The sequence below is a fragment of the Pseudomonas putida S13.1.2 genome (assembly GCF_000498395.2).
GTDB lineage: Bacteria > Pseudomonadota > Gammaproteobacteria > Pseudomonadales > Pseudomonadaceae > Aquipseudomonas > Aquipseudomonas putida_Q.
The window spans coordinates 4494080-4508290 of the sequence record NZ_CP010979.1; the positions used below are offsets into that span (position 1 = coordinate 4494080).

General features: G+C 57.7%; 10 protein-coding genes and 4 tRNA genes. All 14 read right to left on the bottom strand.

Annotation, left to right across the window (positions count from 1 at the left end; genetic code table 11):
- Positions 1-43: 43 nt before the first annotated feature.
- Entirely contained in the window at positions 44-4243 is a 4200-nt protein-coding gene (gene rpoC, locus N805_RS19955) for a DNA-directed RNA polymerase subunit beta' (protein WP_019472122.1), read from the bottom strand.
- A 64-nt stretch (positions 4244-4307) separates the two neighbouring features.
- Complete coding sequence (gene rpoB, locus N805_RS19960) at positions 4308-8381, bottom strand: DNA-directed RNA polymerase subunit beta (protein ID WP_016484650.1); 4074 nt, start codon at positions 8379-8381, stop codon at positions 4308-4310.
- Between the two features lie 220 nt (positions 8382-8601).
- The gene (rplL, locus tag N805_RS19965; RefSeq protein ID WP_007957596.1) at positions 8602-8967 is read right to left on the bottom strand and encodes a 50S ribosomal protein L7/L12; all 366 of its coding nucleotides are present in this window, start codon (positions 8965-8967) and stop codon (positions 8602-8604) included.
- Between the two features lie 77 nt (positions 8968-9044).
- A complete protein-coding gene (gene rplJ / locus N805_RS19970; RefSeq protein ID WP_016484649.1) occupies positions 9045-9545 on the bottom strand; it encodes a 50S ribosomal protein L10 in 501 nt (166 codons plus the stop codon).
- Positions 9546-9742: 197 nt separating this feature from the next.
- Complete coding sequence (gene rplA, locus N805_RS19975; protein WP_016392127.1) at positions 9743-10438, bottom strand: 50S ribosomal protein L1; 696 nt, start codon at positions 10436-10438, stop codon at positions 9743-9745.
- Complete coding sequence (gene rplK / locus N805_RS19980) at positions 10438-10869, bottom strand: 50S ribosomal protein L11 (protein WP_003255500.1); 432 nt, start codon at positions 10867-10869, stop codon at positions 10438-10440. Before rplK ends, rplA begins: the two co-directional genes overlap by 1 nt.
- 119 nt (positions 10870-10988) lie before the next feature.
- Positions 10989-11522 (bottom strand): transcription termination/antitermination protein NusG, encoded by a 534-nt coding sequence (nusG, locus tag N805_RS19985; protein WP_003255501.1) that lies wholly within the window; start codon positions 11520-11522, stop codon positions 10989-10991.
- A gap of 9 nt (positions 11523-11531) precedes the next feature.
- Positions 11532-11900, bottom strand: coding sequence for a preprotein translocase subunit SecE (secE, locus tag N805_RS19990; RefSeq protein WP_019472123.1), 369 nt, complete (start codon positions 11898-11900; stop codon positions 11532-11534).
- A 44-nt stretch (positions 11901-11944) separates the two neighbouring features.
- A tRNA-Trp gene (locus tag N805_RS19995) sits at positions 11945-12020 on the bottom strand.
- Between the two features lie 54 nt (positions 12021-12074).
- The gene (gene tuf, locus N805_RS20000; RefSeq protein ID WP_028614144.1) at positions 12075-13268 is read right to left on the bottom strand and encodes an elongation factor Tu; all 1194 of its coding nucleotides are present in this window, start codon (positions 13266-13268) and stop codon (positions 12075-12077) included.
- Between the two features lie 78 nt (positions 13269-13346).
- A tRNA-Thr gene (locus tag N805_RS20005) sits at positions 13347-13422 on the bottom strand.
- 29 nt (positions 13423-13451) lie between these two features.
- A tRNA-Gly gene (locus N805_RS20010) sits at positions 13452-13525 on the bottom strand.
- A 24-nt stretch (positions 13526-13549) separates the two neighbouring features.
- A tRNA-Tyr gene (locus N805_RS20015) sits at positions 13550-13633 on the bottom strand.
- A 152-nt stretch (positions 13634-13785) separates the two neighbouring features.
- Positions 13786-14211: a hypothetical protein gene (locus N805_RS20020; protein WP_019473698.1), complete on the bottom strand. Its 426-nt coding sequence runs from the start codon at positions 14209-14211 to the stop codon at positions 13786-13788.

Below are 14211 nucleotides of genomic sequence, written 5' to 3' on the forward strand. Positions count from 1 at the left end.
TCACCGATGGTCGATCGAAGCGTGCCGGGGCCCTGCCCTTTACTTAGTTACCGCTGGAATTCAGCGCTTCGGTCAGTGCGGCTTCCACCTCACTGGCGCTTACACGCAGCGGTTTGTCGGCTTCACGGCGACGCTTGCGCTCGCTGTGGTAGGCCAGACCGGTACCGGCCGGGATCAGACGACCCACGACCACGTTCTCTTTCAGGCCGCGCAGGTAATCGCGCTTGCCGGTTACCGCCGCTTCGGTCAGTACGCGGGTGGTTTCCTGGAAGGAAGCCGCGGAGATGAACGATTCGGTCGACAGCGACGCCTTGGTGATACCCAGCAGCACGCGAGTGAACTTCGAGATGAACTTGTCTTCGCCGGCGAGACGCTCGTTCTCGACCAGTACGTGAGTCAGTTCCATCTGGTCGCCCTTGATGAAGCTGGAATCGCCCGACTCGGAGATCTCGACCTTGCGCAGCATCTGACGCAGGATGGTCTCGATGTGCTTGTCGTTGATCTTCACGCCTTGCAGACGGTAAACGTCCTGGATCTCGTTGACGATGTACTTCGCCAGCGCGCTCACACCCAGCAAGCGCAGGATGTCGTGCGGATCGCTCGGGCCGTCGGAGATAACTTCGCCGCGGTTTACCTGTTCGCCTTCGAAGACGTTCAGGTGGCGCCACTTCGGAATCAGCTCTTCGTACGGATCGCTGCCGTCGGTCGGGGTGATGACCAGGCGACGCTTGCCCTTGGTCTCTTTACCGAACGCGATGGTGCCGCTGACTTCAGCCAGAATCGAGGCTTCTTTCGGACGACGCGCTTCGAACAAGTCAGCTACGCGCGGCAGACCACCGGTGATGTCACGGGTCTTCGACGTTTCTTGCGGGATACGCGCGATAACGTCACCAACACCGATCTGCGCACCGTCAGCAACACCGACCAAGGCGTTGGCTGGCAGGAAGTACTGCGCCGGTACATCGGTACCTGGCAGGTACAGGTCCTTGCCATTGGCGTCGACCATCTTGATTGCCGGACGGATTTCCTTGCCTGCGGCAGGGCGATCCTTGACGTCCAGTACTTCAATGTTGGTCAGGCCGGTCAGTTCGTCGGTCTGGCGCTTGATGGTGATGTTTTCTTCCATGCCCACGAAGGTCACGGTACCTTTCAGCTCGGTAACGATCGGGTGGGTGTGCGGGTCCCACTTGGCGACGATGGCGCCAGCTTCGACCTTCTCACCTTCCTTGACCGAAATCACCGCACCGTAAGGCAGCTTGTAACGCTCACGCTCACGGCCGAATTCGTCAGCAATGGCCAGCTCGCCAGAACGCGACACGGCAACCAGGTTGCCATCGGCACGCACGACCTGCTTCAGGTTGTGCAGACGTACCATACCGCCGTTCTTCACCTGGACGCTGTCGGCAGCCGAAGTACGGCTTGCAGCACCACCGATGTGGAACGTACGCATGGTCAGCTGGGTACCCGGCTCACCGATCGACTGTGCAGCGATAACGCCGACAGCTTCACCGATGTTCACCTGGTGACCACGCGCCAGGTCACGACCGTAGCACTTGGCGCAGATACCGTAGCGGGTTTCGCAGTTGATCGGCGAACGCACGATAACTTCGTCGATGCTGTTCAGCTCGATGAACTCGACCCACTGCTCGTCTACCAGGGTACCGGCCGGAACGATGACGTCCTCGGTGCCTGGCTTGAACACGTCACGGGCAATGACACGGCCCAGTACACGCTCACCCAGCGGTTCTACAACGTCACCGCCTTCAATGTGCGGAGTCATCAGCAAGCCATGGTCGGTACCGCAATCGATCTCGGTTACAACCAGGTCTTGCGCAACGTCTACCAGACGACGGGTCAGGTAACCGGAGTTCGCAGTCTTCAACGCGGTATCCGCCAGACCTTTACGAGCACCGTGAGTCGAGATGAAGTACTGGAGTACGCTCAGACCTTCACGGAAGTTCGCAGTGATCGGCGTCTCGATGATCGAGCCGTCCGGCTTGGCCATCAGGCCACGCATACCGGCCAGCTGACGGATCTGTGCTGCGGAACCCCGCGCACCGGAGTCAGCCATCATGTACATCGAGTTGAAGGACTCTTGCTCGACTTCTTTGCCTTCGCGGTCGATGACCTTCTCTTTCGAGAGGTTGGCCATCATCGCCTTGGACACTTCGTCGTTCGCCTTCGACCACAAGTCGATGACCTTGTTGTACTTCTCGCCCTGGGTTACCAGGCCGGAGGCGTACTGGCTTTCGATTTCCTTCACTTCATCGGTAGCGCTGTTGATGATGCGCGCTTTCTCATCAGGGATGACAAAGTCGTTCACACCAATGGACACGCCAGAGATGGTGGAGTAAGCGAAACCGGTGTACATCAGCTGGTCAGCGAAGATGACGGTCTCTTTCAGACCAACCACGCGGTAGCACTGGTTGATCAGCTTGGAGATCGCTTTCTTCTTCATCGGCTGGTTGACCACGTCGTACGGCAGGCCTGCCGGTACAACCTGGAACAGCAGCGCGCGGCCGACAGTGGTGTCGACAATACGGGTGTTCTTGGTAACGCTGCCATCGCGATCTTTCACGGTTTCGTTGATACGAACCTTGATTTTCGCGTGCAGGGCAGCCTCGCCGGCGCGGAATACGCGGTCGACTTCCTGCAGGTCGGCAAATACGCGACCTTCGCCCTTGGCGTTGATGGCTTCACGGGTCATGTAGTACAGACCCAGTACAACGTCCTGCGACGGAACGATGATTGGCTCACCGTTGGCTGGCGACAGGATGTTGTTGGTCGACATCATCAGCGCCCGCGCTTCAAGCTGTGCTTCCAGCGTCAGCGGCACGTGAACGGCCATCTGGTCACCGTCGAAGTCGGCGTTGTACGCGGCACAAACCAGCGGGTGCAGCTGGATAGCCTTACCTTCGATCAGAACCGGTTCAAAGGCCTGGATACCCAGACGGTGCAGGGTCGGTGCACGGTTGAGCAGTACGGGGTGTTCGCGAATCACTTCGGCGAGCACGTCCCACACCTCTGGCAGCTCGCGCTCGACCATCTTCTTGGCAGCCTTGATGGTGGTCGCCAGACCACGCATTTCCAGCTTGCCGAAAATGAACGGCTTGAACAGCTCGAGGGCCATCTTCTTCGGCAGACCGCACTGGTGCAGACGCAGGGTCGGGCCTACGGTAATTACCGAACGGCCGGAGTAGTCCACACGCTTACCGAGCAAGTTCTGACGGAAGCGACCTTGCTTACCTTTGATCATGTCGGCCAGGGACTTCAGCGGACGCTTGTTCGAGCCAGTGATGGCGCGACCGCGACGGCCGTTGTCCAGCAGGGCGTCGACCGCTTCCTGCAGCATGCGCTTTTCGTTGCGCACGATGATGTCCGGCGCCGACAGATCCAGCAGGCGCTTCAGACGGTTGTTACGGTTGATCACCCGACGATACAGGTCGTTCAGGTCGGAGGTCGCGAAGCGGCCGCCATCCAGCGGTACCAGCGGACGCAGGTCCGGCGGCAGTACTGGCAGGACGGTCAGGACCATCCACTCAGGCAGGTTGCCCGAGCCCTGGAAAGCTTCCATCAGCTTCAGGCGCTTGGACAGCTTCTTGATCTTGGTTTCCGAGTTGGTCTGCGGAATCTCTTCGCGCAGGCGACCGATCTCGTGCTCCAGGTCGATAGCGTGCAGCAGCTCGCGGACAGCCTCGGCACCCATGCGGGCATCGAAATCGTCACCGAACTCTTCCAGCGCTTCGAAGTACTGCTCGTCGTTCAGCAGCTGGCCCTTTTCCAGGGTGGTCATACCCGGGTCGATAACGACGTAGCTCTCGAAGTAGAGCACGCGTTCGATATCACGCAGGGTCATGTCCATCAGCAGGCCGATACGGGACGGCAGCGACTTCAGGAACCAGATGTGGGCGACCGGCGAGGCCAGTTCGATGTGCGCCATGCGCTCACGACGAACCTTGGCCAGGGCAACTTCAACGCCGCACTTCTCGCAGATCACGCCGCGGTGCTTGAGGCGCTTGTACTTGCCGCACAGGCACTCGTAGTCCTTGACTGGGCCAAAGATCTTGGCGCAGAACAGGCCGTCACGCTCAGGTTTGAACGTACGGTAGTTGATGGTTTCCGGCTTCTTAACTTCACCGAACGACCACGAACGGATCATTTCAGGCGACGCCAGACCGATACGGATGGCGTCGAACTCTTCGACTTGACCCTGGTTTTTCAGCAAATTCAGTAGGTCTTTCAAGGCCTTTCCTCCTGGCGGAGCAGGGAGCGGGCATTACCTGCCCCACTCCCCTTCGCGTCACGTGTTATTCGGTTTCCAGATCGATATCGATACCGAGCGAACGGATCTCTTTGATCAACACGTTGAAGGACTCGGGCATGCCCGGCTCCATACGGTGATCGCCATCCACGATGTTCTTGTACATCTTGGTACGGCCGTTCACGTCGTCCGACTTCACTGTGAGCATTTCTTGCAGGGTGTATGCCGCGCCGTATGCTTCCAGCGCCCACACTTCCATCTCCCCGAAACGCTGACCACCGAACTGCGCCTTACCACCCAGCGGCTGCTGGGTAACCAGGCTGTAGGAACCAGTGGAACGCGCGTGCATCTTGTCGTCCACCAAGTGGTTCAGCTTGAGCATGTACATGTAACCAACGGTCACTGGACGCTCGAACTTGTTGCCGGTACGGCCATCGAACAGCACCATCTGGCCGCTCTCTGGCAGATCGGCCAGCTTCAGCATGGCCTTGATCTCGCTTTCCTTGGCACCATCGAAGACCGGGGTAGCCATCGGCACGCCCTTCTTCAGGTTGTGGGCCAGGGCCAGGATCTCTTCGTCGGTGAACTCGGCGAGGTTTTCCTGACGACCGCCGATCTCGTTATAGACCTCGGTCAGGAACACGCGCAGCTCAGCAGCCTTGCGTTGCTCTTCGATCATGCGGTCGATCTTCTCGCCCAGGCCCTTGGCCGCGAGGCCCAGGTGGGTTTCAAGGATCTGACCAACGTTCATACGCGAAGGTACGCCCAGCGGGTTCAGTACGACGTCGACCGGAGTACCGTTGGCATCGTGAGGCATGTCTTCAACCGGCATGATGACCGAGACAACACCCTTGTTACCGTGACGACCAGCCATCTTGTCACCCGGCTGGATGCGACGGCGGATTGCCAGGTAGACCTTGACGATCTTCAGCACGCCCGGAGCCAGGTCATCGCCCTGCTGCAGCTTGCGCTTCTTGTCTTCGAACTTGTCGTCCAGCAGACGGCGACGGTCGACGATGTACTGCTGAGCCTTTTCCAGCTGCTCATTCAGTGCATCTTCAGCCATGCGCAGTTTGAACCACTGGCCGTGCTCCAGACCGTCCAGCACTTCGTCGGTGACCACGGTGCCTTTCTTCAGGCCCGCGCCACCGTCGACCACCTGGCCGTTCAGGGCAGAACGCAGACGCTCGAAGGTTGCGCCTTCGACGATGCGGAACTCTTCGTTGAGGTCCTTGCGGATCTCGTCCAGCTGCATCTTCTCGATGGCCAGGGCGCGGCTGTCGCGCTCGACGCCATCACGGGTGAAGACCTGTACGTCAATGACGGTACCCTTGGTGCCGGTTGGCACGCGCAGGGACGTGTCCTTAACGTCGCTCGCCTTCTCGCCGAAGATTGCGCGCAGCAGTTTTTCTTCCGGCGTCAGCTGGGTTTCGCCTTTTGGCGTGACCTTGCCAACCAGGATGTCACCAGCGCCGACTTCAGCACCCACGTAGACAATACCGGCTTCGTCCAGTTTGTTCAGTGCAGCTTCACCCACGTTCGGGATGTCCGCAGTGATTTCCTCTGGGCCAAGCTTGGTGTCACGCGCCACACAGGTCAGTTCCTGAATGTGGATGGTGGTGAAGCGATCTTCCTGAACCACACGCTCGGACAGGCAGATGGAGTCTTCGAAGTTGAAGCCGTTCCACGCCATGAACGCGATGCGCATGTTCTGACCCAGTGCCAGTTCACCCATGTCGGTGGACGGGCCGTCGGCCATGATGTCGCTACGCTGAACCTTGTCACCCTTGCTCACCAGCGGACGCTGGTTGATGCAGGTGTTCTGGTTCGAGCGGGTGTACTTGGTCAGGTTGTAGATATCTACACCTGCTTCGCCGGTTTCCACTTCGTCGTCGTTGACGCGAACAACGATACGGCTGGCGTCGACCGAGTCGATCACGCCACCACGGCGAGCAACCACGCAGACACCGGAGTCACGGGCAACGTTGCGCTCCATGCCGGTACCTACCAGCGGCTTGTCGGCACGCAGGGTCGGTACAGCCTGACGCTGCATGTTCGAACCCATCAACGCACGGTTGGCGTCGTCGTGCTCGAGGAACGGGATCAGCGACGCGGCAACGGAAACTACCTGCTTCGGCGAAACGTCCATCAGGGTGACGTCTTCCGGCGCCTTGACGGTGAATTCGTTCAGGTGACGAACAGCTACCAGCTCATCGATCAGTTGCTTCTTGTCGTTCATCGCGGCCGAAGCCTGGGCGATGACGTGATCCGCTTCTTCGATTGCCGACAGGAACACGATGTCGTCGCTGACAACGCCTTCCTTCACCACACGGTACGGGCTTTCCAGGAAGCCGTACTGGTTGGTGCGGGCATAGGCCGCCAGGGAGTTGATCAGACCGATGTTCGGACCTTCAGGGGTCTCGATCGGGCACACACGGCCGTAGTGGGTCGGGTGTACGTCACGGACTTCGAAGCCAGCACGCTCACGGGTCAGACCGCCCGGGCCGAGTGCAGAGACGCGGCGCTTGTGGGTGATCTCGGAGAGCGGGTTGTTCTGGTCCATGAACTGGGACAGCTGGCTGGAACCGAAGAACTCTTTCACCGCCGCCGCAACCGGCTTGGCGTTGATCAGGTCCTGCGGCATCAAGCCTTCGCTTTCCGCCATCGACAGGCGTTCCTTGACCGCGCGCTCTACACGCACCAGGCCAACGCGGAACTGGTTCTCGGCCATCTCGCCGACGCAACGTACGCGACGGTTACCCAGGTGGTCGATGTCGTCGACGATGCCTTTGCCGTTACGGATATCGACCAGAGTCTTGAGGACCTCGACGATGTCTTCCTTGCTCAGCACGCCCGAACCTTCGATCTCGGTACGACCGATACGACGGTTGAACTTCATGCGACCGACTGCAGACAGGTCGTAACGCTCGGCGCTGAAGAACAGGTTGTTGAACAGGGTCTCGGCAGCATCCTTGGTCGGCGGCTCGCCTGGACGCATCATGCGGTAGATCTCGACCAGGGCTTCCAGCTGGTTGCTGGTGGTGTCGATCTTCAGGGTATCGGAGATGAACGGACCGCAATCGATGTCGTTGGTGTACAGGGTCTCGATACGGACGACCTGTGCCTTGGCGACTTTGATCAGCAGATCGGTGGTCAGCTCGGTATTGCACTCAGCCAGGATCTCGCCAGTAGCCGGGTGCACGATGGCCTTGGCAGTGGTGCGACCCAGGACGTATTCCATTGGAACGTCCAGCTGCTTGACGCCGGCCTTCTCGAGCTGGTTGATGTGGCGCGCAGTGATACGGCGGCCCTGCTCGACGATGACTTTGCCGGTTTCGTCATGGATGTCCATGACTGCAACTTCACCACGCAGACGCTGCGGGACCAGTTCCAGGCTGAGTTTTTCGCCGGAAATGTGGAACACGTTGGTGGTGTAGAAGGTGTTAAGCACTTCTTCAGTGCTGTAACCCAGGGCGCGCAGCAGCACCGACGCCGGCAGTTTGCGGCGACGGTCGATACGCACGAACACGCAGTCCTTCGGATCGAACTCGAAGTCCAACCAGGAACCGCGGTAAGGGATGATGCGAGCGGAGTACAGCAGCTTGCCGGAGCTGTGAGTCTTGCCACGGTCGTGGTCGAAGAACACACCAGGCGAACGGTGCAGCTGGGAAACGATCACACGCTCGGTACCGTTGATAACGAAGGTACCGTTCTCAGTCATCAGGGGGATTTCACCCATGTAGACTTCTTGCTCTTTGATGTCCTTGATCGCTTTGTTCGACGATTCCTTGTCGAAGATGATCAGGCGCACCTTGACCCGCAGTGGGACCGCGAAGGTCACGCCACGCAGGACACATTCCTTCACATCGAAGGCAGGCTCGCCCAGGCGATAGCCTACATACTCCAGGGCAGCATTGCCGGAGTAGCTGATGATCGGGAATACCGATTTGAAGGCCGCGTGCAGGCCGACGTCGCGGAACTGATCCTTGGATGCTCCCGCTTGCAGGAATTCGCGATACGAATCCAGCTGGATGGCCAGGAGGTAAGGCACATCCATGACGTCCGGCAACTTGCTAAAGTCCTTGCGGATACGTTTTTTCTCAGTGTATGAGTAAGCCATCAGCGTTCCCCAGCTTGGTCACCTGCTTGTTTGGCTTCTCCCGGCGGGAGCAGCCAGAAAATCGTGCAAACCCCTTGGTTTGCGCCACCCACGTGGGTGTCTTGCAGCTTGTTATCGGGGCCGGCTTGACCGACCACCAATAACGGAAAAAGGCCGGTGGCATAAGCCACCAGCCATCAGCCTTGTGCTCAACGCTCAGGCTGGCATCGCAAAGTCGAAATTACTTCAGCTCGACTTTAGCGCCTGCTTCTTCCAGCTTCTTCTTAGCGTCTTCAGCGGCTTCTTTCGAAACGCCTTCAGCTACAACCTGAGGAGCGCCATCGACTTTCTCTTTGGCTTCTTTCAGGCCCAGACCGGTCAGCTCGCGAACGGCTTTAATCACGTTCACTTTCTTCTCGCCGGCTTCAACCAGAACAACGTTGAACTCGGTCTGCTCTTCAACAACAGCGGCAGCAGCAGCTGGGCCAGCAGCGGCAACAGCAGCGGTAACGCCGAAGGTTTCTTCCATTGCTTTGATCAGCTCAACAACTTCCAGAACGGTTTTCTGGCCGATTGCTTCGATGATTTGCTCGTTAGTCAGGGACATGACTTAAATCCTGTATTGGGGTGAAGGCCTACGCAGCCATCAAATTAAACAAATGATTTTGAAAGAGTTCGCGTGCCTTAGGCAGCGGTAGCTTCTTTCTGGTCGCGAATGGCTGCCAGAGTACGAGCCAGCTTGCTGGTGGCGCCTTGAATAACGCTCATCAGTCGTGCAATAGCTTCGTCGCGGGTCGGCAGGGTAGCCAACACGTCGATCTGGTTCGCTGCAATGAAATTGCCGTCAAACGCAGCTGCCTTGATCTCGAACTTGTCCTGACCCTTGGCGAACTCTTTGAACAGACGAGCAGCAGCGCCCGGGTGTTCGTTGGAGAAAGCAATCAGGGTCGGGCCTTTGAACGCGTCGTTGAGGACCGAAAATTCGGTGCCTTCAACAGCGCGCTTGAGCAGGGTGTTACGTACGACACGTACGTAAACGCCAGCTTCGCGGGCCTCTTTACGGAGTCCGGTCATTGCGCTTACAGTCACACCACGGGCATCAGCCACAACAGCGGACAGAGCGACTTTGGCAGCCTCGTTGACTTCAGCGACGATGGCCTTCTTGTCTTCGAGTTTAATTGCCACGGGTTTACTCCTGGTTTTTACCGTTTCATCTGGCCGAGGCCGGATGTCGTTTTGGTGTCTGATTCGGTAACGAATCGGGAGCACCATCTGCGTGGGCTGGTGTTTTAAGGCTTGCGCCACCTACGGTCTTGGATAGCCCCCGCCAGGCAGGGACCCCAATTTTTGCTGGCGGCGCGACAAGTCGCACCGCCATGTTCTTACACGTTCAGCGAGCTCTGATCGATGACCAGACCTGGGCCCATGGTGGTGCTCAGGGTAACGCGCTTGACGTAGATACCTTTCGAGGAAGCTGGCTTGATACGCTTCAGATCAGCGATCAGGGCTTCAACGTTTTCCTTCAGCTTGCCAGCTTCAAAGCCGACCTTGCCAACGGAGGTGTGGATGATACCGTTTTTGTCGGTACGGTAGCGAACCTGACCAGCCTTGGCGTTTTTCACGGCAGTGGCTACGTCTGGGCTAACGGTACCAACTTTCGGGTTAGGCATCAGGCCGCGAGGACCCAGAACCTGACCCAGCTGACCTACAACGCGCATGGCATCAGGCGATGCGATGACAACGTCATAGTTCAGGTCGCCGGCTTTCATTTCGGCAGCCAGATCGTCCATACCTACGCGGTCAGCGCCGGCAGCCAGAGCGGCTTCAGCAGCTGGACCCTGGGTGAAGACAGCAACGCGAACGGTCTTGCCAGTGCCGTGTGGCAGCACAGTAGCGCTACGAACGACCTGGTCGGATTTACGCGGGTCAACACCGAGGTTAACGGCGATGTCGTAGGACTCGACGAACTTGGCAGCAGGCAGCGAGGCCAGCAGAGTTGCCGCTTCTTCGAAGTTGTAGGCCTTGCCTGCTTCGATTTTTTCGGCGATTGCCTTTTGGCGTTTGGTCAGCTTAGCCATTACACACCCTCCACGTTCAGGCCCATGCTGCGGGCAGAGCCAGCGATGGTGCGTACAGCAGCGTCCAGGTCAGCGGCGGTCAGATCAGCCTGTTTTGCCTTGGCGATATCTTCCAGCTGAGCACGGGTAACGGTACCGACTTTAACGGTGTTCGGACGAGCCGAACCACTGGTCAGGCCAGCAGCTTTCTTCAGCAGAACCGAGGCAGGGGTGCTCTTGGTCTCGAAGGTGAAGCTACGGTCGCTGTAAACAGTGATGATCACAGGAGTCGGCAGGCCGGCTTCTTGACCCTGAGTACGGGCGTTGAAGGCCTTGCAGAATTCCATGATGTTCACACCGTGTTGGCCCAGTGCTGGACCAACGGGTGGGCTTGGGTTGGCCTGGCCGGCCTTAACTTGCAGCTTGATGTAAGCCTGAATCTTCTTAGCCATGAGCTACTCCAAAATCGGGTACGAACGCCTGATGGCTCCCCGGATGACTTGCGTTTTATCCCAGTGACGACAAAACCCCGCAACACACAGGGCTGCGGGGTTTGGGATGCTTCGTCCGCCTAGACCTTTTCGACCTGGCTGAACTCGAGCTCCACCGGAGTAGAGCGACCGAAAATGAGCACCGCCACCTGGAGGCGACTCTTTTCGTAGTTAACTTCTTCGACACTACCATTGAAGTCAGCGAACGGACCGTCAATGACGCGAACCACTTCGCCTGGCTCGAACAGCGTCTTCGGCTTCGGCTTGTCGCTACCGTCGGCTACGCGACGCAGGATAGCCTCAGCTTCTTTATCGGTGATCGGTGCAGGCTTATCTGCGGTACCGCCAATAAAGCCCATCACACGAGGGGTGTCCTTGACCAAGTGCCAAGTCCCTTCGTTCATCTCCATCTGGACCAGTACATAGCCAGGGAAGAATTTACGCTCACTCTTGCGCTTCTGGCCGTTGCGCATTTCGACGACTTCTTCGGTCGGAACCAAGATCTCGCCAAAACCGTCTTCCATGCCAGCCAGCTTGACGCGCTCGATCAGGGAGCGCATCACATGCTTCTCGTAACCCGAGTAAGCATGCACAACATACCAACGCTTAGCCACGGGACACCTTTAGCCAACGATCAGGGAGACCGCCCAGCCGAGCAGGGAATCAAGACCCCACAGCAGCAGTGCCATAACCAGCACGACAGCCACGACAATCAGCGTGGTCTGGGTGGTTTCCTGGCGGGTCGGCCACACGACTTTACGGATTTCGGTACGAGCTTCCTTCGCCAGCGCAAAGAACGACTTGCCCTTCGCAGTCTGCAGAGCTACAAAGCCCGCGACAGCAGCCAGGACGAGAAGTGCGAGAACGCGATACAGGATCGGAGAGGCTGAGTAATATTGATTACCCACAACAGCTATAACCACCAAAGCAACTACAGCCAGCCACTTGAACAGATCAAAACGCGATTCTTGGGCTTCAGTTTTGGGAGTCATCAAGGAGGATCCTGTGAGAAGAAAGCCATCACACCGAAGTGAAATGGCAGGTCAGGAGGGAATCGAACCCCCAACCTACGGTTTTGGAGACCGTCGCTCTGCCAATTGAGCTACTGACCTGTAACGCTGTATCAGGCCGGCCATTATACCGGCCTGATCAAGTAAATCAACTACTTATTCAATAATTTTTGCCACGACGCCGGCGCCGACGGTACGACCGCCTTCACGGATAGCGAAGCGCAGACCGTCTTCCATTGCGATGGTCTTGATCAGGGTAACAGTCATCTGAATGTTGTCACCTGGCATTACCATTTCAACGCCTTCCGGCAGTTCGCAGTTACCGGTCACGTCAGTGGTACGGAAGTAGAACTGAGGACGGTAGCCTTTGAAGAACGGAGTGTGACGACCGCCTTCTTCCTTCGACAGGACGTAGACTTCTGCGGTGAACTTGGTGTGCGGCTTAACCGAACCTGGCTTGACCAGAACCTGGCCACGCTCAACGTCGTCACGCTTGGTACCACGCAGCAGAACGCCGCAGTTCTCGCCAGCACGACCTTCGTCCAGCAGCTTGCGGAACATCTCAACACCGGTGCAGGTGGTGGTGGTGGTGTCACGCAGACCAACGATTTCCAGCGGATCCTGAACGCGAACGATACCACGCTCGATACGGCCGGTAACAACGGTACCACGACCCGAGATCGAGAATACGTCTTCGATTGGCATCAGGAACGGCTTGTCGATAGCGCGCTCTGGCTCTGGGATGTAGCTGTCCAGAGTTTCAACCAGCTTCTTGACGGCAGTGGTGCCCATCTCGTTGTCGTCTTTGCCTTCCAGCGCCATACGAGCCGAACCGATGATGATCGGGGTGTCGTCGCCTGGGAAGTCATAGGTGGACAGCAGGTCGCGAACTTCCATCTCGACCAGTTCCAGCAGCTCAGCGTCGTCTACCAGGTCAGCCTTGTTCAGGAAGACCACGATGTACGGAACGCCAACCTGACGGGACAGCAGGATGTGCTCACGGGTTTGTGGCATCGGACCATCGGCGGCCGAGCAAACCAGGATCGCGCCGTCCATCTGGGCAGCACCGGTGATCATGTTCTTCACGTAGTCAGCGTGACCTGGGCAGTCGACGTGAGCGTAGTGACGAATGTTCGAGTTGTACTCGACGTGAGCGGTGTTGATGGTGATACCGCGCGCTTTTTCTTCCGGAGCCGAGTCGATCTTGTCGAACTCAACGACTGCCGAACCGAAAACTTCGGAGCAGACGCGAGTCAGTGCTGCGGTCAGAGTGGTCTTACCGTGGTCAACGTGGCCGATAGTGCCGACGTTAACGTGGGGAAGGGAACGATCAAACTTTTCCTTAGCCATCGATACAATCCTCCGCAGAAGAAATAGTCTTGCGCTGATAAAACAAAGGCAGATATTTTCATATCTGCCTTGTTTATATGGAGCTCTTGAGCGGATTTGAACCGCTGACCTCACCCTTACCAAGGGTGTGCTCTACCAACTGAGCTACAAGAGCGAAACACTTTGCGCAAAATCCAGCAAACTTGGAGCGGGTAGCGGGAATCGAACCCGCATCATCAGCTTGGAAGGCTGAGGTTCTACCACTAAACTATACCCGCGGAGCTTGCGGCTCTCGCTAAAACTGGTGGAGGGAGAAGGATTCGAACCTTCGAAGCTCTCGCAACGGATTTACAGTCCGTCCCCTTTGACCGCTCGGGAATCCCTCCAGATGTGGCCGGCATTCTATTTGTCTGCCGTCCTAGTGTCAAGCGTTTTTTCAAATTTTTTCAATCAAATCTGAAACTTAGCTGCTTTGACACCGCTTCCAGCTCTACCACCTGAGTGGTGTTCCCTGTGAAGCGGGCGCCATTCTATCAAGCTATTCACCAGTTGCAATACCCTGGCAGAAAATAATTTTATGTTTTAAGTCTTTGAAATCATTGGAAAGAGCCGAAAGCACCGTTTGGTCCAGTAAACGCTCGCTTTCCGGGGCAACCTTGAGCCAGCGCCCTTCTGCTCCAGGCAGCTGGCCTGCCAGTGGCAAGGTGGCAATATCGAGGCTCAGCAAGCGCTGACGCAGTGCATCCAGCTGCGCCTGCCCTGCCACCCCACCCACTACCAGGCATTCGTCGCGGCGCCTGGGTGGCGCCGACACACCCGTTTCACGCAACAGACGGATTTCTTGCTGACTCCCCTTGTACAGTGACAGGGGGGCGACTTCCTTGACCTTCAGCGGTGCTTCCTGCTGATGCCACACGTAATAGAAGACGTTGAGCACCAGTAGCAACAGAAACAACCAACGCAT